General features: G+C 60.7%; 21 protein-coding genes. 13 read left to right on the forward strand and 8 right to left on the reverse strand.

Going from position 1 to position 22,365, the window contains the following annotated elements:
• Positions 1–27: 27 nt before the first annotated feature.
• On the reverse strand, positions 28–789 hold the full coding sequence (gene tpiA / locus GRI58_RS06810) for a triose-phosphate isomerase (protein WP_160752828.1): 762 nt from the start codon (positions 787–789) through the stop codon (positions 28–30).
• A 198-nt stretch (positions 790–987) separates the two neighbouring features.
• Between tpiA and GRI58_RS06815 the strand changes: the two genes are divergently transcribed.
• The 9 genes from GRI58_RS06815 to lexA all read left to right on the forward strand — a co-directional run bounded on the left by GRI58_RS06815 (position 988) and on the right by lexA (position 10,249).
• On the forward strand, positions 988–2,919 hold the full coding sequence (locus tag GRI58_RS06815) for a peptidylprolyl isomerase (protein WP_160752829.1): 1,932 nt from the start codon (positions 988–990) through the stop codon (positions 2,917–2,919).
• Between the two features lie 129 nt (positions 2,920–3,048).
• Complete coding sequence (locus tag GRI58_RS06820; protein WP_237452168.1) at positions 3,049–4,440, forward strand: anthranilate synthase component I family protein; 1,392 nt, start codon at positions 3,049–3,051, stop codon at positions 4,438–4,440.
• Positions 4,437–5,291, forward strand: a complete 855-nt coding sequence (locus tag GRI58_RS06825; protein WP_160752830.1) for a phosphodiester glycosidase family protein — start codon at positions 4,437–4,439, stop codon at positions 5,289–5,291. The genes GRI58_RS06820 and GRI58_RS06825 overlap by 4 nt, the downstream gene beginning before the upstream one ends.
• A 72-nt stretch (positions 5,292–5,363) precedes the next feature.
• Positions 5,364–5,960: an anthranilate synthase component II gene (locus tag GRI58_RS06830; RefSeq protein WP_160752831.1), complete on the forward strand. Its 597-nt coding sequence runs from the start codon at positions 5,364–5,366 to the stop codon at positions 5,958–5,960.
• On the forward strand, positions 5,957–6,949 hold the full coding sequence (gene trpD / locus GRI58_RS06835) for an anthranilate phosphoribosyltransferase (RefSeq protein WP_160752832.1): 993 nt from the start codon (positions 5,957–5,959) through the stop codon (positions 6,947–6,949). The genes GRI58_RS06830 and trpD overlap by 4 nt, the downstream gene beginning before the upstream one ends.
• Complete coding sequence (trpC, locus tag GRI58_RS06840; RefSeq protein ID WP_160752833.1) at positions 6,946–7,731, forward strand: indole-3-glycerol phosphate synthase TrpC; 786 nt, start codon at positions 6,946–6,948, stop codon at positions 7,729–7,731. Before trpD ends, trpC begins: the two co-directional genes overlap by 4 nt.
• A gap of 74 nt (positions 7,732–7,805) precedes the next feature.
• Positions 7,806–8,279, forward strand: coding sequence for a cyclic pyranopterin monophosphate synthase MoaC (moaC, locus tag GRI58_RS06845; RefSeq protein WP_160752834.1), 474 nt, complete (start codon positions 7,806–7,808; stop codon positions 8,277–8,279).
• Positions 8,276–9,445: a molybdopterin molybdotransferase MoeA gene (locus tag GRI58_RS06850; RefSeq protein WP_160752835.1), complete on the forward strand. Its 1,170-nt coding sequence runs from the start codon at positions 8,276–8,278 to the stop codon at positions 9,443–9,445. The genes moaC and GRI58_RS06850 overlap by 4 nt, the downstream gene beginning before the upstream one ends.
• 114 nt (positions 9,446–9,559) lie before the next feature.
• Complete coding sequence (lexA, locus tag GRI58_RS06855) at positions 9,560–10,249, forward strand: transcriptional repressor LexA (protein ID WP_160752836.1); 690 nt, start codon at positions 9,560–9,562, stop codon at positions 10,247–10,249.
• Between the two features lie 44 nt (positions 10,250–10,293).
• Here the strand turns inward: lexA and GRI58_RS15635 are convergent, their stop codons facing one another.
• Entirely contained in the window at positions 10,294–10,509 is a 216-nt protein-coding gene (locus tag GRI58_RS15635; RefSeq protein ID WP_237452154.1) for a hypothetical protein, read from the reverse strand.
• A gap of 9 nt (positions 10,510–10,518) precedes the next feature.
• The gene (locus GRI58_RS06860) at positions 10,519–12,453 is read right to left on the reverse strand and encodes a ComEC/Rec2 family competence protein (protein WP_237452155.1); all 1,935 of its coding nucleotides are present in this window, start codon (positions 12,451–12,453) and stop codon (positions 10,519–10,521) included.
• Positions 12,454–12,481: 28 nt separating this feature from the next.
• On the opposite strand from GRI58_RS06860, the gene gltX reads away from it, so the two are divergent.
• Both gltX and GRI58_RS06870 read left to right on the forward strand, forming a co-directional pair.
• Positions 12,482–13,933 carry a glutamate--tRNA ligase gene (gene gltX, locus GRI58_RS06865; RefSeq protein ID WP_160752837.1) on the forward strand — a complete coding sequence of 484 codons (1,452 nt, stop codon included), beginning with the start codon at positions 12,482–12,484 and terminating at the stop codon, positions 13,931–13,933.
• A 10-nt stretch (positions 13,934–13,943) separates the two neighbouring features.
• A complete protein-coding gene (locus GRI58_RS06870) occupies positions 13,944–15,230 on the forward strand; it encodes a citrate synthase (protein WP_160752838.1) in 1,287 nt (428 codons plus the stop codon).
• A 208-nt stretch (positions 15,231–15,438) separates the two neighbouring features.
• On the opposite strand, the gene GRI58_RS06875 is transcribed toward GRI58_RS06870, so the two are convergent.
• Genes GRI58_RS06875 through GRI58_RS06885 form a run of 3 tightly spaced genes read right to left on the reverse strand, consistent with a single transcriptional unit; the run spans position 15,439 to position 18,804 of the window.
• The gene (locus GRI58_RS06875; protein WP_160752839.1) at positions 15,439–16,824 is read right to left on the reverse strand and encodes a sensor histidine kinase; all 1,386 of its coding nucleotides are present in this window, start codon (positions 16,822–16,824) and stop codon (positions 15,439–15,441) included.
• A 4-nt stretch (positions 16,825–16,828) separates the two neighbouring features.
• Positions 16,829–17,773, reverse strand: coding sequence for a hypothetical protein (locus tag GRI58_RS06880; RefSeq protein ID WP_160752840.1), 945 nt, complete (start codon positions 17,771–17,773; stop codon positions 16,829–16,831).
• Between the two features lie 41 nt (positions 17,774–17,814).
• Complete coding sequence (locus tag GRI58_RS06885; RefSeq protein WP_160752841.1) at positions 17,815–18,804, reverse strand: hypothetical protein; 990 nt, start codon at positions 18,802–18,804, stop codon at positions 17,815–17,817.
• A gap of 15 nt (positions 18,805–18,819) precedes the next feature.
• Between GRI58_RS06885 and GRI58_RS06890 the strand changes: the two genes are divergently transcribed.
• Positions 18,820–18,990, forward strand: a complete 171-nt coding sequence (locus tag GRI58_RS06890) for a hypothetical protein (RefSeq protein ID WP_160752842.1) — start codon at positions 18,820–18,822, stop codon at positions 18,988–18,990.
• Positions 18,991–19,091: 101 nt separating this feature from the next.
• Here GRI58_RS06890 and GRI58_RS06895 read toward each other — a convergent pair whose 3' ends face one another.
• The gene (locus GRI58_RS06895; protein ID WP_160752843.1) at positions 19,092–19,403 is read right to left on the reverse strand and encodes an Hpt domain-containing protein; all 312 of its coding nucleotides are present in this window, start codon (positions 19,401–19,403) and stop codon (positions 19,092–19,094) included.
• A 69-nt stretch (positions 19,404–19,472) separates the two neighbouring features.
• Between GRI58_RS06895 and GRI58_RS06900 the strand changes: the two genes are divergently transcribed.
• Entirely contained in the window at positions 19,473–22,091 is a 2,619-nt protein-coding gene (locus tag GRI58_RS06900; RefSeq protein WP_160752844.1) for a coiled-coil domain-containing protein, read from the forward strand.
• On the opposite strand, the gene GRI58_RS06905 is transcribed toward GRI58_RS06900, so the two are convergent.
• Positions 22,092–22,364 carry a DUF1467 family protein gene (locus GRI58_RS06905; protein ID WP_160752845.1) on the reverse strand — a complete coding sequence of 91 codons (273 nt, stop codon included), beginning with the start codon at positions 22,362–22,364 and terminating at the stop codon, positions 22,092–22,094. It lies immediately after the preceding gene.
• Position 22,365: the final 1 nt, after the last annotated feature.

A 22,365-nucleotide genomic window follows, 5' to 3' on the forward strand; every position in this document is an offset into this window, starting at 1 on the left:
TCGGCAAGACTGGCGCGTTTTTACGGCCTAATCGGCATTGTCACCTGCGGCTGCCAGCACAATGCCCAGAAAGCTTTCAGCCGTCAGACTCGCGCCGCCGACCAGCGCCCCATCGACGTTCTCAAGTTCGAGAATGTCGCGCGCATTGTCGGGCTTCACCGAGCCGCCGTAAAGAATGCGAATCTGGCTGCCGGTTTCTTCGCCGTATGTATCGTTGAGAAGTCTGCGGATGCTGCCATGCATTGCTTCGATGTCGCCGGTCTCGGCCGTCCTTCCCGTGCCGATCGCCCAGATCGGTTCGTAAGCTACCGTGACGCTGTCGGCGGCATTGTCGATATCGGGTAGAATCTCGCGCAATTGTCCGAGCACAAATGCTTCGGCATTTCCCGATTCGCGCGTTGTCAGTGTTTCGCCACAACAAAGAATCGCGCGTATGCCGGCGTTGAGCGCCGCATCGAGCTTGGCTGAAAGCAGCGCCGAATCCTCGCCGTGATCCTGACGCCGCTCGCTGTGGCCGAGAATCACGAATTTCGCGCCTGCATCGGCCACCATATTGGCGGAGATATCGCCGGTATGCGCACCGTCCTCGCCAGGATGGCAATCCTGCGCGCCCACACCGATCTGTTCGACCTCGCGATGGACCGCATGAATCAACGTATAGGGAGGTGCCAGCGCAACCTCGACCTTCATCACCCGCTGCGACGCACGATCGATAGCGCGTGCTTCCGGCAGCATTGCGCGGGTTCCGTTCATTTTCCAGTTGCCGACGATATAGGGCCGCTCGGCCATGGTCGTTTCCTGCCTTATGGGTTGATTGTCCGGCGGCATATGCTCGCCGAAGCGACGCGCTCGCTAGCCGAGCTTTGCCGACAGGTCAAAACCCATCTGACCCGGTTGCGGCGCCAGCCGGAGCCGGATAAAGGCCTTTCGCCCGGTTTGCCGGGACAAACGCACGCTCTGATCCATTTCGGGAAAAAACCCCCACTCATGCTCAAGTTCTTTCGCAAGATATTCAGCAACAAGCTCGGTCTGCTGCTGACGTTCGCTCTCCTTGCCGTGATTGCGCTGGCATTTGCGGTGGGCGATGTCGCCGGCAATGGCAGTCTCAACGGCCTGACCAATGGAACGAATGTTGCTGTCGTCGGCAAAACGAAGGTGCCCGAGCAGGATCTTTCCCGTGCGGCGACCAATGCTCTGGACCGGGCTCGCCAGCAGGATCCCACCTTGTCGATGCCCGGGTTCATCGCACAGGGCGGATTGCAGCAAGTGCTCGACCAGCTGATCAGCCGACAGGCAATCAACGATTTTGCACAGAAATTCGGGCTGCGCGCCGGTCCCAATCTCGTCAACAGCGAGATTCAGAAGATTCCGGCGTTCCGCGGCACCGACGGAAATTTCAGCGAGGCGAACTACAAGGCAGCCCTTGCCGCACAGAGCCTCACCGATGCGATGGTTCGCGACGATATCCAGTCCGGCCTGCTCGCGCAGCAACTCCTCGCGCCAGTCGGTATGGGCATGACGATGCCGAAGCAGATCGCGACGCATTATGCACTGCTGTTCAAGGAGCGCCGTGTAGGCGCGATCGGAGCGCTGCCATCGGCCGCTTTCGCGCCCAAGGACGCGCCGAACGACAAGGTTCTGACCGCCTACTACAACGACAACAAGAGCAAGTTCATCCGCCCTGAGCGGCGCGTGTTGCGCTATGCCATGTTCGACGCGAGCGCGGTCGCCGGATCGATTACGCCGAGTGAGGCTGAAATCCAGCAGCGTTACGATCGCGACAAGGCAAAATATGCCGCAAGCGTCAAGCTGAGCGCGGAGCAGCTCATCGTTCCCTCACAGCAAGCTGCCGAGGCGATCAGCAAGAGCGTGGCCGCTGGCGGTTCGCTGGAACAGGCCGCAGCCAAGGCAGGGCTCAGGACCTCGAAGATCGGCCCGGTAGACAAGCAGCAGCTCGCGCAGAACGCGTCGCAAGCCGTCGCCGACGCCTATTTTGCCGCTAAGCAGGGCGGCGTTACCAAGCCCGCACAGAGCCCGCTCGGCTGGCAGATCGCCAGAATCACCGACATCACCCGGCAGCCAGCGCGCTCGCTGGCCGAAGTGACGCCGGAGATCCGCAAGACCCTGGAAAGCGAGAAGCAAGCCAAGGCGCTGTCGGACATGGCTTCGCATGTCGAGGACGAGCTGGATGGCGGCGCCACGATGAGCGATATCGCCAAAGAGCTCAAGCTGACTATCCAGAAGACACCCCCGATCACGGCCAACGGAGTCGTCTATGGAACCAACCAGCCCGTTTCCCCGGAGTTGATGCCCGTCATCAAGACCGCTTTCGAAATGGATGAAAGCGCCCCACAGGTGGCCGATGCGGGACAGGGCAAGCAGTTCATCGTCTTCGACGTGAGCAACATCGTTCCGTCGGCTCCAGCTCCACTGAAGGATATCCATCAGGACGTGGTCAATTCCTGGCGTCTGGCACAAGGCGACAAGGCGGCATCTGCGGCGGCAGATCGTATTCTCGGCCGCGTTGCCAAGGGCAGCACTCTGGCCGCAGCGATCGCCGAAGAAAAAACGCCCCTGCCGCCGGTGCAGAACGTGAGCCTGACGCGCGAAGATCTCGCCAAGCAGCAGGGCCGCGTACCCCCGCCGATCGCGCTGTTGTTCTCGATGGCACAGGGCACGTCGAAGCGGCTCGAGATTGGCGACGATCGCGGGTATTTCCTGGTCGATCTTTCGAAGATCGAACTTGGCAAGATCGAAGCCAACGATCCGCTCGTCGCGCAGGCGCAGACGGAGCTGGGCAAGACGCTGGCCAATGAACAAACCGACGAGTTCATTGCGGCCATGCGCAAGGATGTCGGCGTGAAGACCAATCCTGCCGCAGTCGAAGCGGTGCGCAAGCAACTGACCGGCGAGCGTTAGGAGGCGGCGCTGGGTCGGCTCGAAGGTATTGAGACGGCCAGACGGGCTCTCGCCGGTGGCAAGCCCGCCGCCGTCTGGCGCAAGGTCGTTGCCGACACGCTGACCCCCGTGGGTGCGGCGCTGAGGCTGATGGAGCGCGAGCGCGGTGATTTCCTGCTCGAATCGGTCGAAGGCGGCGCGGTCAGAGGGCGCTACAGCCTGCTCGGGCTCGATCCCGATGTCGTGCTACGGGCCAGTGATGGTATAGCACAGATCAACCGTATCTGGCCGCACGACAAAGCGGCGTTCCACGCTTGCGCCGAAGATCCTCTTGGCGCGTTGCGGGCATTGCTCGAAGAATGCCGGTTTGACCTTCCTTCCGGCGTGCCCCCGGCCTTTGCCTGCGTCGTCGGCTATTTCGCCTATGAGACGGTCGGATTGGTCGAGGACATTCCTCGTGCCGACGGCCCCGGACTTGGGTTGCCGGATTTCCTGTTCGTGCGCCCCCGCCTGCTGCTGGTGTTCGATAATCTCGGCGAAGAACTCTATTGCCTGGCACCCCTATGGCCCGGAAAAGGCGATCCTGAGCAAGCGATCGCGATGGCCACCGATGCCATCGATGCCGCTCTGTCACGGCTTGTTCATTCGGAGCCGGAGGAGGATGCCACTCCGCCCGATTTGCCAGAAGCAGGACTGAACCCGGTTATGCAGCCGGGTGACTATCGCGATATGGTCCTGCGCGCGAAAGAGTTCATAACGGCGGGCGACATCTTCCAGATCGTCCTCGCGCAGCGGTTCACCTGCCCCTTCCCGCTTCCACCCTTCGCGCTTTACCGGGCCTTGCGCCGCGTAAATCCATCGCCGTTCCTGTATTTCCTCGACCTGCCGGGTTTCGCCGTCGTCGGCTCCAGCCCTGAGATTCTGGTCAGGGTGCGCGACGGAGACGTCACCATCCGCCCGATCGCCGGTACGCGCCCACGCGGGGCCACGCCGGCCGAGGATCGCGCCGCGGAACAATCGCTGCTCGCCGACCCCAAGGAGTGTGCGGAGCATCTGATGCTGCTCGATCTTGGGCGCAACGATGTTGGGCGTGTGGCGCAGCGCGGAACCGTCGAAGTGACCGACAGCTTCGGGATCGAGCGGTACAGCCACGTCATGCACATTGTCAGCAATGTAACGGGCAAACTCGATGCCCAGCATGACGCGGTCGACGCCATGTTCGCCGGATTTCCGGCGGGCACCGTGAGCGGTGCGCCCAAGGTCAGGGCCTGCCAGATCATTGCCGAGCTGGAACCCGAAGTGCGTGGTGCCTATGCCGGTGCGGTGGGATACTTTTCTCCCGACGGATCGATCGACAGCTGCATCGTCTTGCGCACAGCAGTGGTAAAAGACGGCGTGATGCATGTTCAGGCCGGTGCAGGCATTGTCGCGGACAGCGATCCGGATTACGAGCAACGCGAATGTGAAGCGAAGGCCAGCGCACTGCGCGCAGCGGCGGCCGAAGCATTTCGAATCGCCTCCGAATCGGGATATGGACAATGAGGAAAGCAACCACCTGTTCTATCCTCGCCCTGGCGTTGGGCCTGACCGCCTGTGGACAGGAACAACCGGGCAAACCGGTCGCCCGGGCGCAAATCGGTACGGCAACTCCTGCCGATAAATCGGCGGCTTCGATGCCCACCGACAGCGCAAGCGCAACGCCAAGCTTTGCCAGCGAAGTCGAAACATCCTGTCGCTCGGTGATCTATCGCGACGTTCCGCTGACCCAATGCCTTGCGATACCGGCAAACAACAAGATTACGACTGCATTGGCCGCAGGCTCGGACGCCCCTTACCGCAGCCTCACCGCCTATGCGAAGGGGCATGACGCCGCCACGATAGCCTTTGCCATGAGTGGCGGCTGGTTCGACGACAAAGGCCATCCTACCGGCTATTTCGTGCAGGACTCCAAGCGATTGCAGCCGCTGGCATCCGACGCCAAGGCCAATTCTGGCGGTGTATTCTATGGCACAGGCGATGTGTGGGAGATCCGCACGACCAAAGACTTCCTTGCCAATGTGACCAAGCGCCCGGAGTTTGGCATCCAGTCCGGCCCCATGCTTGTGACGAACGGCCGCATCGACCCGGTGCCGCACGGCAAGGACGCCAAGCCCGAAATTCGCAGCGCTGCCGGCATAGACGACAAGGGACGCGCGCATTTCGTAATTTCCAATGCACCGGTATCGACCGAAGTGCTGGCGCGCTTCTTCGCCACCGAACTCAAGGTGAAGAACGCGCTGTGCCTCGATAATGGCACGTCGCAATTGTGGAGTCCGGCAACCGATCGTCTCGACACCGGTGAACCGATCGGGCCGATCCTGGTGGTCGAAAAACGTCCGGAAACGCCGAATTGATGGGCGCCCCGACGCGAAAAGCACCGCGCCCGAATTGCGTTTGACGACCGGCCACCGTAAGCGCGCTGCACCATGATCCTCGTCGTCGACAATTACGACAGCTTCACCTTCAACCTCGTCCATTATTTGATGGAACTGGGGGCGGAGGTGACTGTCGTGCGCAACGACCAGATTTCTGCCGCTGAAGCGCTCGCAAGCGGGGCCGAGGGCATACTCATCTCGCCGGGTCCGTGTACGCCCGACGATGCCGGGATCAGTCTCGACCTCGTGGCCGCCTGCGCCGAAGCGCGAAGGCCTTTGTTTGGCGTGTGTCTCGGCCATCAGGCGATCGGCCAGCATTTCGGTGGACGTGTCGTGCGCGGCGGATTGATGCATGGCAAGACCAGCCCGATCGAGCATGACGGCAGCGGGGTATTCACCGGGCTTCCATCGCCTTTCAACGCGACACGCTATCATTCGCTGGTGGTCGAGGATGTGCCCGAGGTGCTCGTAGCCAACGCGACCAGCACCACGCCCGGCCTCGACGGCACGGCAGTGATGGGCTTTCGCCATCGCGATCTGCCGATCCATTCGGTCCAGTTCCACCCCGAAAGTATCGCGACCGAACACGGCCATGCCCTGCTGGCCAATTTCCTCACTATCTGCGGTGCTCAGGGAGAAACTGCATGAGCACCCTGCCCGCAGTCGAACCGCATTTGAGCGAATCCGAAGCCGAAGATGTCTTCGGGCGCATCCTCGATGGCGAGCCGAGTGAGGATGAGATCGCGCGCTTTCTTGTCGCTTTGAGCGATCGCGGAGAGACTGCGGGCGAAATTGCCGGGGCAGCTCGCGCCTTACGCGCACGCTTGTTGCCCATCGCCGCGCCCGACAACGCCGTCGATTGCTGCGGAACCGGTGGCGACGGCCACCATACGCTCAATGTCTCGACAGCAGTCAGCCTGGTCGTGGCCGCGGCAGGCGTGCCGGTCGCCAAGCACGGCAATCGCGCCGCCAGCAGCAAGGCCGGGGCCGCCGATACGCTCGAACAGCTCGGCCTGGACATGGACGCCGCCGGAAAAACGGCGGAGAAGACGCTCGCCGAACTCGGTATCTGCTTTCTTTTCGCCAAGAACCATCACCCGGCGATGGCACGGATACAACCGATCCGGCAGAGGCTCGGCCGGCGGACGATCTTCAACCTGATGGGGCCGCTCTCCAACCCTGCCAAGGTCACACGCCAGCTGATCGGCATAGCCCGCCCAGCCTACGTTCCGATCTATGCCGAAGCGCTGGCCCATCTCGGCACGACGCGCAGCTTCATCGTTTCCGGGGACGAAGGCCTCGACGAGTTGAGCCTCGCTGGCGGCAACGAACTGGCGGTGGTCGAGGACCATGATTTCGAAATGCAACGCGTCGCTGCCGATGCCGCGGGTCTGGGTCATTCGCCGATCGAGGCGATCAGAGGCGGAGACGCGGCACACAACGCAAAGGCGCTGGAAGCCTTGCTGATGGGAGTCCCCGGCCCCTATCGCGATGCAGTGCTGTTCAACGCTGCCGCGACATTGGTCGTCGCTGAGCGAACCGAGGATTGGAGCGAAGCTCGCGCCAATGCAGAAGAGTCGATCGATTCGGGCGCAGCGCGCCAATTGCTGGCTGACTGGATCGAGATGGCCCGATGAACAGACTCGCCGAAATATGTAGCGTCAAACGTGAGGAAGTTGCCGTACGCAAAGCGGCGATATCGTTATCCGAACTCGAGAGTCGCATACAGGAACAGTCCGCCCCCAGGGGGTTTCGCGATGCCCTCTCAAAAGCGCAGCTCGACGGGTTCGGCCTGATCGCCGAGATCAAGCGCGCCTCTCCCTCCAAGGGACTTATCCGGGAAGACTTTGCCCCGGCTGATCATGCACGGGCCTATGCCGAAGGCGGAGCTTCATGCCTGTCCGTGCTAACCGATGCACCGCATTTTCAGGGGCATGAAGACTTTCTCGTCGCTGCGAGGGCAGCTTGCGCCTTGCCGGTCCTGCGCAAGGATTTCATGGTTGATCCTTGGCAAATCGTCGAATCGCGTTCGATCGGCGCGGACGCCATATTGATCATCGTCGCAGCGTTGGACGATGGAGCCATGAGCGAAATCGAGGCTGCTGCAATCGAGCATGGCATGGACGTCCTCGTAGAAGTCCATGACGAAACCGAAATGGAACGCGCTGCACGGCTGTCGTCGCGCCTTATTGGTGTGAACAATCGCGACCTCAGAACATTCACCACTGATCTCGCAGCGACCGAGCGACTGGCCCCCCTCGCCCCCGAAAATGCCCTGCTGGTTGGAGAAAGCGGCATCGCCACCCATGCAGATTGCGAGAGGCTGGCAGGCGTGGGCGTGCGCAGCTTTCTGGTGGGTGAAAGCCTGATGCGCCAAGCGAACGTCGCCTCCGCCACCAAAGCACTTCTGTTTGGCTGACTTTCACGCCGGCTCTGCCTATGCCATGCCAGCTTTCGCGGAAGAGCCCGCTGGCGCAGGATTTGGTAGTATTCATGGCTGAACTGACTCATCTGGACGAACATGGCGCGGCGCGAATGGTCGATGTCTCAGGCAAGAGCGAAACCCATCGGACGGCGGTTGCCGAAGGGCGTATTCGCATGTCGTCCGAAGCACTCGAAGCACTAACGCAGGGCGATCTTCCAAAGGGCGATGCATTTGCCGCCTCGCGCATCGCCGGAATCATGGCCGCAAAGCGCACAGGTGAATTGATACCACTGTGCCATCCGCTTGGCCTTGAAAGCGTAACGATCGATTTCGCCGTTGAGGATGATGGCATTCGTGTCGAGGCCAGCGCATCGCTCACCGGGCGAACGGGTGTTGAAATGGAAGTAATGACAGCAGCTTCTATTGCACTCCTGACACTTTATGACATGGGCAAGGCGATCGACAAGGGGATGGTGATCGACAGTGTTCGCCTGCTGTCCAAGACCGGCGGCAAATCCGGTGACTGGCGCGCAAGACCATGACAGGCCCGATCTCGCTCGACCTGGCATGGCAGCGCCTGCTCAACTACGCCACACCGCTGGCGAGTGAGAGAATTCCGGCCGATGAATGCTGCGGACGTTATCTGGCCGATGATGTCATCGCTCAGCGAAGCCAGCCTTCGCATGACCTGTCGGCAATGGATGGATATGCAGTGAGCGGCGATGAACCGTGGTCGGTGGTTGGAGAATCGCGCGCTGGGCTCCCCTATGGCGCCAGCCTGAAGTCTAGAGAAGCGGTCCTTATTTCGACGGGAGCGCATTGCCCGGCAGGGACGGACGCTATCTTGATAAAGGAGAATGCCGTCCTCGATGGAGATATGGTGCGATCCAGCGAGACCCCCTCACCGGGCCGCCATATCCGCCGTCAGGGTTTCGACTTCGAATATGGTCAAACCGTGCTTTCCAAAGGCATCGCAATCGGGCCCGCCCAGATCGCCGTCGCCCGATCCGCCGGACATCGCTCTCTCTCGGTGGGCAGGCAGCCCACGGTTGCGATCATCGAATGCGGCGATGAGTTGGTGGCCGATCCGCAGAACTGTCCGCCCGACCGATTGCCTGCGTCGAACGGCGCCATGCTTGCGGCAATGGCCGAGGGTTGCGGAGCGCGGATCATTCGCATCGGCCCTGTGAGCGACGAGGCAGATAAGCTTGCAGAAGCATTCGGGAATGCGGCGGCGGCCGATCTCGTGGTGACGAGCGGCGGAGCATCGGTCGGGGACCATGACCTGGTTCGTCCGGTCCTGCTCGAACTCGGAGCTGAGATCGATTTCTGGAAAGTCGCAATTCGGCCGGGCAAGCCTTTGCTGCTGGCGCGCAGGGGAGCCCAGGTGATCCTCGGACTGCCCGGAAATCCAGTATCGAGCTATGTTACCGCGTTCTTGTTTCTGCTGCCCTTGATACGGCAGATGCAGGCCGCGAATTCACCGCTTCCTCACGCGCATTTCTTGCCCATTGCGACAGCTATTGAGCCGGGCGGAGAACGGCGCGAGTTTCTGCGCGGAAAGTTTGGTGAGAAAGGTATTATACCGATCACGGAACGGGATAGCAGCGCTCTTGCTTCCCTCTCCCATGCCGATGTGCTCATTGATCGCGCCATCGATGCTCCGGCGGCTAAAGCTGGAATGGCTGTTCCCTGTTATATCCTATAAGCCCGCGGAAATGCTTGACCTGCGACAATTGGTTGCCTAATTGTTCCACATTCGTTCACAGACCTTTCCACAAATCTTGTACGGAAGGGCGAATGGCAACAGGAGCACACCGCCATGCTGACCGCCAAGCAGCACGAACTGATCCGCTTCATTCAGGCCCGTCTGGAAGAAACGGGCATTTCTCCATCTTTCGAGGAAATGAAGGAAGCGCTCGATCTGAAGAGCAAGTCGGGCGTGCATCGGCTGATCTCGGCGTTGGAGGAACGGGGCTTCCTGCGCCGTCTGCCTAACCGCGCTCGTGCGCTCGAAGTGATCAAGACGCCTGAGGATTCGGTGGTTCGCCCGAAAGCAGCATCGGCTGCAAACGATGCTACCTCGATCGCGCCATCGCGCGAAGCCAACATTCCTGAGCCGGCCAACGATGTGATCGAGATTCCGCTCCATGGCCGAATTGCAGCCGGTGCACCGATCGAGGCGCTGGAAGGGCAGAACAGTCTGCCGGTTCCCGCTGCCCTGCTCGGTCCTGGCGAACATTATGCGCTCGAAGTATCCGGAGATTCGATGATCGAGGCGGGTATTTTCGACGGCGACTTCGCACTGGTGCGACGCACCACCGATGCGCGCGATGGCGAAATCGTCGTGGCGCTGGTCGACAATGAAGATGCAACGCTGAAATACCTTCGCCGCGAGAGCGGAAAGGTGCGGCTCGATCCCGCTAACGCCTCCTACGAAGCACAAATTTACGAGCCGGGACGGGTCGCCATTCAAGGCAAACTTGCAGGGCTATTGCGGCGCTATCACTGACTGCAGCTGGCTGAGGCTGATGACCCGCGTCAACGCGGCCTCCACTAGCCATGCTGACCTTGCTCGTCGGCCACACTGACGATTGTCTGGCGCTCCAGATCGAGCGCCAGACCACCGCTCTTCCTCAGATGCGCGCGATCTGCCTTTAGCCAACGCGGTTGACAGGCATCGGGCAAACGACGGTCGGACACGACGATGTCGACCTTGGAACATGCCGATACCAGTTGCCGCCATCCGATCATGTCGGCGCTGCGAGTCATCAATATCCATCAGATACGTCCGCCGCGATCGAGTTTGAGAATGCACGAATCACGATTGCAACGCGCCGCGGGCCAGTCGGTCATCGCCACAGCCTCGCCATCGAGCGCAGCAAGCTCGAGCAGACTGTCTTTCGTATAATTACTTCGCCCGTCGCGCAGAACCAGTAAGCGATCGCCTGACACAGTAATCCCGACCTGTCGCCCATCGCGGCTGATCTGGACATCCGGTGGATTTGCCATCGCCATTGCGGGCACAGCCACCACGACCGGCAAGAATCCGAACAACCTTGCCCGCCCGCGCCACAGCGCCAGCCATAACCCACCGCCGACGAACATGAGCAACACCCACAGCGGCATTTGCGGGACAAGTTTGACCGCGCCTGGTCGACTCGAAACGAAATGGGCAATTGCCAGCAGCAGTTCGAGAGATTTGCCTGTCAGCCACCAGAAGGGCGCGCCCATCCCGACCAGATCGAACAACAGGGCCAAACCAATCAGCGGCATGGCCGCGAACGTCACCAAAGGAATGGCCAGGACATTAGCGAAGGCGCCGTAAATCCCTGAACGATGGAAGTGGTAGAGCACGACCGGCATCAAGACGATTTCGATGACCATCCCGGTCGCAAACAGCATCGTCAACCGCCGCAGAAATACACGCAGCCATCCCTCATCGCGCGGTGCCAGAAACTTTCGCACCGGGCTGCAACCATGCAGCGCCACGATAGCGATGACCGCCGCAAAGCTCATCTGAAACGACGGACCGACCAGCGATTCGGGCCACAGCAGCAGAACGACCGCCGCGGCGATCGCCACCATCCGCAAGGACAAGGGCTCTCGTCCCATGGCCAGGGCGACCAGCACGAGCCCTGCGCCGATGCAACTTCGCACCGTGGGCACCTGCGCCCCGGTCAACAACGTATAGCCAATTCCCGCCAAGGCACCCAAAGCCGCCGCTACGACCGGCAAACGTACGCGCAGGGTCAACCATGGCCACAGCGCCAGTAGCTTGATCGCGCAGAAATATGTCGCCGCGATCACCGCACTCACATGCAAGCCGCTGATCGAGAGCAGATGGGTAAGGCCAGCATCGCGCATCGCGTCTTCGTCTTCTTTGTCGATTGCTCCCCGGTCCCCGCTGGCAAAGGCCGCAGCAATTGCACCCGGAGCGCCGCCCAATTGCCCGCGAACATGGGTCGAAAGTGCTCTTTGGAGACGACCGAAAATCCCTCCCCCAGACGCTGCATCGACGACTTCGATTTCACCAAGCGCCGAGCCGGTGGCGGCCAACCCTTCGAACCACGCCTTTCGGGCAAAGTCATAAGCGCCGGGAACCAACGGAGGCGGCGGTGGAAGCAACCTTACCCGCAGCCTGACACGCGCGCCTTCCGAAACTCCCACTTTGTCCCGATCCTGCGGAACGTTGACGCGGACTTTGACGGCCCGATCTTCCGAAGGCAGCCGTGCCGCAAGAGTAAGCCGGAACCGCTGTTCAGCTGGGCGGTTCTCACGCGCCAGAATCCGCGCATCGATGACCGCGATCGTCGGGCGCGAGATCGGCAGCGTGCCAACCGTCACGGATCGCATCCAGATAGCGCCAATCCCAAACGAAAATGCCAGCGCAACCGCCAGCAGCGACTGCAGCAGCAAAACCCGATCCGGGCGGTTGCGCCATACCAGGTAGCCGCCCAAAGCGAAGCATAGCCCGACCAAAACCGCCGTTATCCAGCTCGTAGGTGTCGCGGCCGCAAACCAGAACCCAATCCCCGCAGCAAAAGCCACCACCAGCCATGGGCCGCGATCAATCGACGCCGCTGCCAACGCGTGTTCCAGATACGCGCCAATGCTGGACAAGCGCGCGCGTCCCTGCCAAGGACGCTGCACTGCACCATGGGCCTCTCCCCCGGGGCCGCCAAGCGGTACTGTGGGCGCATTTTGCGTCGCCATGTCACGATAGAAGGGAAAGCCGGGCGTAATGGCAAGCGAAAGTGAGTCTGCGAGCAAACCGCAGGTCGTAACCCGCTTTGCACCTTCCCCTACCGGCTATTTGCATATTGGCGGCGCGAGGACGGCGCTATTCAACTGGCTTTTCGCTCGCCACAATGGCGGCAAGGCGCTTCTGCGGATCGAGGATACCGACCGCAAGCGGTCGACACAGGATGCGATCGACAAGATCATCGAAGGGCTCGATTGGCTCGGCCTGGATTTCGATGATGCGCCGGTTTTCCAGTCCGACCGCGCAGAACGCCACGCCGAAGTGGCGCGGACGCTGCTCGAACACGGCCATGCCTACAAATGCTTCGCGACCAGCGAAGAACTGGAAGCGATGCGCGCCGAGCAGCGCGCGAACAAGCAGCCTTTGCGCTATGACCGGCGCTGGCGCGATCGCGATCCATCGGAAGCTCCCGAAGGTGCGCCTTATGTCGTCCGCCTCAAGGTACCGACCGGAGGTGAGACGGTCATTGAAGACGCGGTTCAGGGCAAAGTGACCGTTCGAAACGAGGAAATCGACGACTACGTCCTGCTGCGCGCGGACGGGACCCCCACCTATATGCTTGCAGTCGTCGTCGACGATCACGACATGAGCGTCACCCATGTTATCCGCGGCGACGATCACTTGAACAATGCCTTTCGTCAGCTTCCAATTATACGCGCGATGAACGCGATCGAAGGCGGCTGGCCCGATCCGGTTTATGCCCATGTGCCGCTTATCCATGGCGCCGACGGAGCAAAGCTGTCCAAACGCCACGGCGCGGTGGGAGTCGAGGCCTATCGCGACGAGGAGGGCGTGCTGCCCGAAGCGCTGTTCAATTACCTCCTAAGGCTGGGCTGGGGCCATGGGGACCGCGAGGAAATATCGCGCGAGGAAGCCATTGCGCTGTTCGACCTTGGCGGAGTGGGCAAAAGCCCGTCGCGCTTCGACATCAAGAAACTGCAGAATCTCAACGGTCATTACATCCGCGAAGCGGACGACGCACGGTTGGCCGAACTCGTCGCCGAAAGGATTGGCGATAAAGCCGATCCGGTATTGCTGGAAAAGGCGATGCCGGTGTTAAAACCCCGTGCCAAATCCATCAATGAACTTGCTGATGGTGCTAACTTTCTGTTCGCTGGAACGCCTCTCAACCTGACGGACAAGGCGCAGGCCCTGTTGGACGAGTCTGCGCGTGCCATTCTTGCGCAGATTTCATCCGTGCTGCGGGCGGAAAACAACTGGACAACCGAGGCTCTCGAAGCCACTACGAAATCACTTGCCGAACGGCTCGAACTGGGTCTTGGCAAGCTCGCGCAACCCATGCGCGCAGCTTTGACCGGAACAACTACGTCACCGGGAATTTTCGATGTGCTGGTGCTTTTGGGCCGGGACGAGTCGCTCGCGCGGATCGATGCGCAAGCTGACCCCGCAGCATCGCAGAGGAATAACTAAGGAGAAGGCCATGGCCGATAAACAAGCGACACTCGACATCAACGGTGAGGCGCAGAACTTTCCCGTGCTCGAAGGCAGTTGCGGTCCGTCTGTGGTGGATATTCGCAAGCTTTACGGGTCCACCGGCCACTTCACCTACGATCCCGGCTATAAATCAACGGCAAGCTGCGAAAGCGCGCTGACCTTCATTGACGGCGAAGAAGGCGTACTGCTGCATCGCGGCTATCCCATCGGGCAGCTGGCGGAAAGTTCCAGCTTCATGGAGGTCGCCCATCTCCTGCTGAATGGCGAACTGCCAAAGCAGGATGAGCTCGACGATTTCGAGTATACGATCACGCGGCACACCATGCTGCATGATCAGCTGCGCCAGTTCTATCAGGGTTTCCGTCGTGACGCGCACCCGATGGCGATCATGTGCGGCGTGGTCGGCGCGCTCAGTGCTTTCTATCACGACAGCACCGACATTGCCGATCCGGAACAACGCAAGATCGCCAGCCATAGGCTGATCGCCAAGATGCCGACGATAGCGGCGATGGCTTACAAATATTCCATCGGCCAGCCCTTCATGCAGCCGCAGAACTCGCTTAGCTATACGGCGAACTTCATGCGCATGACATTCGGAGTCCCGGCCGAGGAATACGAGCTTCATCCGGCAGTCGAAAAGGCCATGGACCGGATATTCATCCTCCATGCCGACCATGAGCAAAACGCGTCCACTTCTACCGTCCGCCTCGCCGGATCGTCGGGCGCCAATCCGTTTGCTTGTATTGCAGCAGGCATAGCCTGCCTCTGGGGTCCGGCGCATGGCGGCGCGAACGAAGCCGCGCTGAATATGCTCCAGGAGATCGGTACTCCGGACAAGATCCCGCATTACATCGAGCGGGCCAAGGACAAGAACGATCCGTTCCGCCTGATGGGTTTCGGTCACCGCGTCTACAAGAACTACGATCCGCGGGCGACCGTGATGCAGAAGACGGTCCGTGAAGTGTTCGACGCGCTGAAGGTATCCGATCCGGTGTTCGAGACCGCGCTGAAGCTGGAAGAAATCGCGCTCAACGACGATTATTTCAAGGAAAAGAAGCTGTTCCCGAATGTCGATTTCTACTCGGGCATCATCCTGTCGGCGATCGGTTTCCCGACGACCATGTTCACAGCGTTGTTCGCGCTTGCCCGTACTGTCGGATGGGTCGCACAGTGGAACGAGATGATTTCCGATCCCGGCCAGGTCATCGGTCGTCCGCGCCAGCTTTACACCGGGCCGACGCAGCGTGACTATGTCCCGATGGATAAGCGTTAATGCGAGTTGCGATGCGTCGAGCTTTGCTGATATTCGGCGCAATACTGGTAATCCTGGGGGGTCTGTGGACCCTTCAGGGACTGGGGCTGGTGATGTGGCCAGCCTCGAGTTTTATGCTCGCCGATAGTCAATGGGCTATCAACGGCGGTCTAACGATCGTCGCAGGTGTCGTACTGATTGTACTCTCGCGCCGCAAAAGGCGCTGACCTTACTCGCCAGTTGGGACTGACAGGGTGAAGCGTGCGCCCCGCCCCGGCGCGCTTTCGACAGTCAGGTCGCCGCCCATTGCACGCGCCAGACGGCGAGAGATGTAGAGGCCCAGCCCCGAACCACCGTCGCCGCTGCGCCCCAGCCTTTCGAATTTGCGAAACACCTTGGCCTGCTCTTCGGGGTCGAGCCCGCGCCCCTGATCTGCCACAGTGACCAACGCAGTTGTGCCGATACGATCAAGCCGCACCCATACCTGGCTGCCCTCGGGCGAGTAGCGCACGGCATTTCCGACGAGATTGATCAGGATCTGCAACACGCGGCGGAATTCCGCCCTGGCAGGCTGCGCTTCCCCAACGACCGGCGGGACAAGGGTTATATCCCTTTCGCGGGCACGCGAGCCGAGGATGGCACAAGCCTGACGCGCCGCCTCACCCATATCGATACTGTCCGGCGTGGTAACGAAACTGTCCGCCTCAACCACTTCGAGGTCGGACAGGTCATCGATAAGACCCAAAAGGTGTTGCCCTGCCGTTGCAACATCCCCGGCATATTCGCTGTACTCGGGCGCGATCGGACCAGCGAGTCGCGATCGGATCGTCTCGGCATTGGCGATGATGCGATTGATCGGCTGTCGGAGGACCGGCGCGAGATCCTGCCCCAGAGAAGGCAGTTCTCCGTCGAAGGGGTGATCCGTTTCGGTGTCCGCTGCGCTGTCGAGTGGCGTGTCGGACAGAAGGTGCAGAACGAAGCCGAGGCTGCCGGGTTCAGGGTGCCCCAAGGGTTCGAGATAGGCCGTCCACGAGCGTTCAGACCCAGCAATCTGGCATTGCGCCCCATCAAGCAACCGCCAATGCATAGGCTGCTCATGTGTCAGCTCGGGAAACTGGACGAAATCGGTCCAGGGCTTGCCAGGCCGTTCGACCATCGCGGACTTGAGCTGATGGAGGTCCGCAGCCTCGACCTCTACCGCGACGACGTTCTGGCGCGCATCGAGTCTGGCGGTCAGTTCGGACAGCAGCCGGTAAACATCGCGTCGCTGCCGTTCGAGGTCGTTTGCGTCCTCAATGGCTATCGGCTCGGTGTGCCAGTTGACGACACCGATCTCGCAGCCTTCAGCCTTCCCATTGTTGCCGATTTGCGGGACGATCTCGACCCAGGCCGATATCCGATCTCGCCCGTCGATGGCCGAAAACCTGCGCGCCAAGCGCAGTCCATAGCTGCGAGCCTTGTCGACCAGCGTGCGAAGTTCGGGGATGGCTAGAACGCCGCCGATCTTGCCGCCACAGGCGAACTGAAGATCGACGAGCGGCGGGTCGGCGGATATCAGCCGTCCCTCAGCATCGATCTTGCCGCGTGCAAGGTAGTGGGTCGCAATAGACGCCATCGCCTTATCGCGTCCCTGCATCGTTGGCCGCCGCAAGCCATCGGGCGGCTTCACGAATGCCGATGGAATCGAGATCGGGCACAAGCTCGGCTTCCGGCAGGATGCGCAGTACCTGTGCTTCCACTTCGGTTGGCTTGAGACCGGCCGCGCGCAGCCCGAGAATCAGCCGCGCGATCAGTTGCGGATTTGTCGAACTCGTTACCATCTCGCGGGTCTGGCCAGAACGGATGGCCAGAGCCGAAAGGAACAGCCCTACGCCGGCGAACTCGACCTGCAGGGCAGAGCTTGCCATGTCGCCCAATGCCATGACCAATCGCGAGAACAACGATATCCGGCTGCTTCCTTCGTCGAAATCGTCACGCAACCGCTTTTCCGCTCGCTCCAGCACATCGGATAAAGGCGCGTTACTGAGCTCGCGCCACGCAATCAGCGCCTCGTGAAAAAGGTCTGCGGGAAGTTCTGCAAGGGCAATTTCCATGCGCCGCTGCGACTGCGCAAAACGCGCCTGCGCGGACAATGCCGCCATCGCGACGGAGGCGATTTCCGGATCTCCATTTCCGACGAGATCCTGCAACAGGGGCGACAGCACTGGATCGAGGGTCAGCCGAGCTTCGAGATCCGTTGCCAAGTGCCACTCGATCGCAAGGGCGTGGAGTTGGTCCAGCAGATGCCGCTGACCAGCGAGTCGTTGCACCAGCTCCGATCGACGGTTCGCGACAAACTCGTCCTTGCCGCTCTCCCCGATTGCATCCGCCTGTGCGCGCAGCAGCTGGGTCGCGATGCTGACCAGCATGGCCCGTACGCGCGCCACGATGTGCTCCGCGAACAGCGAGTGATCGCGTTGCCCGACCAGCATGGCAAGGATCGGACGACTGGCCATAAGCCGATCGTCGCCGCGTGCCAAAGAGCCACGCAACGCATCGGCGACCGGCAGTTCAGCCCGCGACAAGCTTTGCGGCTCCTTCATATTGTCGATTTAACATGACCTGGTTAAGCGCCGGTTAGTTCGCCATCGTCGCGATCTATGAAAAGTGTCGCGAGAACGATCAGCGACAGAATTGCACACGCGGGGGCCACATAGCCTGCCCAGGCAAGCGGCGTGAGCAATACCAACAGCGTGATCCGGTCACCATAACTTGCGCGCCAACGTGGCGGTCCCAGCGTTTGGCCGAGCCTGAGCAAGCCGAGCAAGAGCAAAGGCACGTATAGCCGCAGCCAGGAAAGATCATCGGGCATGGCATGGCCCAGCAAAAAAAGGATCAGGCCATCATAGGCCCAGTTCATCACCTGGGGCAGCAATGGCTTTGCCCGTTCGGGTGTGCCAACACGCGCGACGCGCTCGAACATGGAGGCAATTGCCCATGCCACCGCGCCGATTCCGGCGATCGCCAATCCCATTGCGGGATGCCCGAGCAGGCCGGCGGCAAAAGCAAGAATGCCACCCATCACGGCAGCGGCAAGGGGTACGCGCTCCTTCCGGCTGCCCGAAACGTCGTGCGACAGCCGCATCCCGATACGTTCTGCAATCGCCGGGCCAGGTGCCAGAAAAGTGGCTGGCGCAAGGTGGCGTCTGAGCCAGACACGTTCGAGCGCTCCCTTGTTCTCCTCCAAGATCGCCCTGTGCCACCGATTCTCGTCCAATAGCCTGCTGTCGAGTTCGACGACCCTTGTCCCGGCCTGCAATGCGACCCGGAGCAGCGTCGATGCCATGTCTATATCGGTCGGCATGTCGAGTAGACGCGCAACGGATTCTCCGCGCGTTTGCAGCAAGCCGCTCCATGCGCGGGTCGGGTCGATCCGTTCGAAACCTAGTGGCACGGCATCGTCGGCTGCAAATGCAAGCACTGCGGACCGTTCCCTTATCGCGCTGACCGCCACCTCCAGATCCGGCATGACCCCGTCGAGCAGCACCACGATATCATCGGCAGCAGTTACCAGAGCAGAAAGTCGCTCGATCGAATCGATCTGTTGAAAGCGCATCCCGGCTCTTTCGCAATGACGCTGGCCGATCAGCAGATCCTGCCCCAGCCCCCGCGCAAGGACGATCACGCTGTCGCATTGCAGCGCAGCGCAGCAATCAATCTGGTGAGCCAGCACCGTACGTCCCGCAAACCGGCGATGGGCGAGCTTTTCACCGGGCCTGTCTGGCGCTTCGGCAAGCGCTGAAAGAAGGGCAATGCGCACGGTCTTGGGTCGGTTCGAAGAAAATGTGTTTCGGCGCCAAATCCCTAGGCGCAACAGTCCGGCGATTTCAATGTGCAGCCAGTTCAGGCCGCCTTCTGTCCCCGGATATCGTCCAGATGCGCAGCAATCTGCCGCAGGACTATAGGTTCGCCCGGAGCAGCGACCAGCGCGTAATCGGCCAGCGACCGAAGTGCCTCGTCATGGAAGCTGGACGCGAGTCCGCGCAGACGCAAAGCCGCAATTTCCCAATTGCCGTCACATCTTGCGCGGCCCAGAAGATCGAGCTGGCGCTCGGCACTTTGGACATAACTTTGGCGCAACTCCGCAATCAGTGAGAAGTCGTCACCCGCAGCGCTCGCCAGAGCTTCTTCCAATGTACCGGATTCGAAGGCCATGGGAGATGGTTAGAAGGATAAGCGTTAAAACAGGTTTAACCTCGTCCTTCCTGTGATACCTTCGCTTACATGACCAAGCGATCGCATATTCGCGCCATCGGGCAGAACGACCAGCCACAGGGCGAAGTTACGCCTGAAGAAACCTTGCCGGTGCCACAAGCCGAAGAGGTATTCGAACCGGAACAGGAATGGATCGAGGAACCTGAAGCTCCCGCACGGGGAATATCTGTTCTCGCTGGGCTGAGCTGGGCGATCGCGCTTGGCTGGAGCGCTTTTTTCGCATGGGCGAACGTGGAAGCGATCCAGACCCGGCCTTCGCCGCAGCAATGGACACAATTAATCGCAACATGGGCCATTCCGGTGTTACTGATCGGAGTGATCTGGCTGCTCGCGATGCGCAATTCGGCCCGTGAAGCCACCCGCTTCGGAGCTGTTGCACATTCGTTGTCGGCCCAGTCTGTACAGCTCGAACAACGGTTGAGTTCCGTCAATCGCGAGCTGAGCCTGGCCCGTGAGTTTCTTTCCACCCAGACGCGGGAACTGGAATTCCTCGGCCGCAGCGCCGTCGAACGTATCTCTGGGCCCGCCGAGCAATTGCGAGAGCTTGTGAGCGAGAACGGCGAGCGGATCGATTCGATCGCCAAGGTCAGCGTGACCGCGCTCGACAACATGAAAAGCCTCCGAGAAGATTTGCCGGTGGTGACCAATGCGGCGCGGGACGCATCCAACCAAATTGGCGGCGCTGGACGTACCGCCAAGAGCCAGCTGGCAGAGTTGGTCAGCGGGTTCGAAAGGCTCAATGAGTTCGGCCAGGCCAGCGAACGGCAAGTCACTTCGCTGCAGGACCGGATCAGCGAAACACTCGATAGTTTCGACACGCGGCTCGCCGATATCGAGCGTATGACTGATGCTCGCGTCGAAGCCATGCGAGAGGACAGCCAGGTGCTCCGCAACGAATTGAATGACCATCAGGAAACTGCCATCGTCGCACTGCGCGAGCAGATGGAGGCCTTGCGTCAGGAAATCGTCGAAGCCGGATCGTCTTTCACAAGCCAGCAGGAAGCCGCTTTGACTGCGATGCGCGATCGGATCGACAGCTTGCAAACCGAGGCCGGCAATGTCACCGAATCACTGCGCTCGGGCGAGCGCAGCGCAATCGAAGTGTGGCAGGGGCGGATTACCGACTTAAAGCATAGCCTGACCAAAGCGATTGAAGAAATTTCGGACCTCGATGCCAAGGCGATCGAGAATGCTAATGGCAAGCTCAGGGCACTTACTGGCGAAGCAGAACGGGTCGACGAGAAGCTCGTCGAGCGTAATCGCCTTTTCGAACAGCAGATTGGTGACCGGGAAAAAGCCTTTGAAGCCGCGCAGGCGCAGGCGCTGGAGCGGTTCTACGAAAGGCTTACCGAGCTTGATGGTGAATTGGCTAAAAGACGCGAAGCGCAGGATGCGCAACTCGACGCAACCGCCCAGCGTAACGAGGGCATCAAGGAAGGCATCGCGCAAATCGAAGCACAGATTGCCACCTTGGCGGAACGCGCGGAGCAGACAGAGGCGGGATTGGTTCGGAGTTCGAGCCGGTTGGCCGAAACGGTCGAGGAAACGAACGGCTCACTCGAAGAGACTGAACAAGCACTTGGCAGGCTGACCGATGCCAGTGTGCGTGTCCTCGAACTCATTCAGGCGAGCGCCAAACACAGCAAGACCGAGCTGCCTGCCGCACTCGGCGTCTTCGAAGCCCGGCTTGCGGAAGCTCGCTCGACAGCAGGGGCTGCTGTCGGTCTGCTCGAACAGGGGACCGCGTCGAGCGACTCCTTGCTGGCCGCGATCGAGCGCTTACGCGAAGAAGGTCAGGCAGCAACGAACAACATCGATGGACTACGCGAACGGTTGAGTGAGACCGTGGAAAGCCAGACCGCTGAGCTGGGCGTGTTGCGCGAGCAAATCGTCTCGGTCGATAGCGAAACCAACGTCCTCGCCGAGAGAATCTCAACGACCCTGCGCGAATCTCTTGGGCAGTTCGAAAATGCCGGTCGTGACGTGCTCGAAACGCTGGAATCCCAGCAGAAGGAACAGATTCGATCGCTTGTCGGGCATATCGGTGATGAAAGCGCGCAAGCGGTCGAGCAGGCTTTCGCCGACCTTTCGAAAGATACCATCGAACAGCTCAACGCCGCGACCGCCAAGGCAAGCGAAACCTCGCGCGATCTCATCGGCCAGCTGCGCGACCAGCTTGCGCGGGTCAACGAGCTGACCGGCAATTTGGAAAGCCGTATTTCGCGCGCGCGCGAAAAGGCCGAGGAGCAGATCGACAACGACTTCTCTCGCCGCGTTGCGCTCATTACCGAGAGCCTCAATTCGAACGCGATCGATATTGCCAAGGTGCTGTCTACCGAAGTCACCGACACTGCCTGGGCATCCTATCTGCGTGGCGATCGCAGCGTATTTACCCGTCGCGCCGTGCGGTTGATCGACAGCTCGCAAAGCCGTGAAATTGCCGAACTCTACGACACGGACACTGAATTCCGTGGCCATGTGAGCAGATATATTCACGATTTCGAGGCGATGCTGCGCACCATGCTGTCCACTCGCGACGGCAACGCACTGGGCGTGACATTGCTGAGCTCGGACATGGGCAAGCTCTATGTCGTGCTCGCCCAGGCTATCGAGCGACTGCGCGAGTGATTACATCCCGATCCAGTTGCTGAAATCGAGATCGTCGAGGCCGACCCAGCCATAGTGGTAGTTTACGAAGAATATCGCCGTCAGCACTGCCGCCATGATCGTCGCGCGGATAGCCACCCGCCCCGCACTGAAATTGCCCGGCGCGCTGTCCGCCTGTCCTGCAATTTTGTCCATTCCGAGTTCGTCATGCGTCCTGATTCCGAAAGGCAGCAGGATCAGCGCGCTCATCACCCAGCACAGGAAATATACCGCGAGGAATGACGCAAGCTGCATT

This window comes from Qipengyuania algicida (genome assembly GCF_009828025.1).
Lineage (GTDB): Bacteria > Pseudomonadota > Alphaproteobacteria > Sphingomonadales > Sphingomonadaceae > Qipengyuania > Qipengyuania algicida.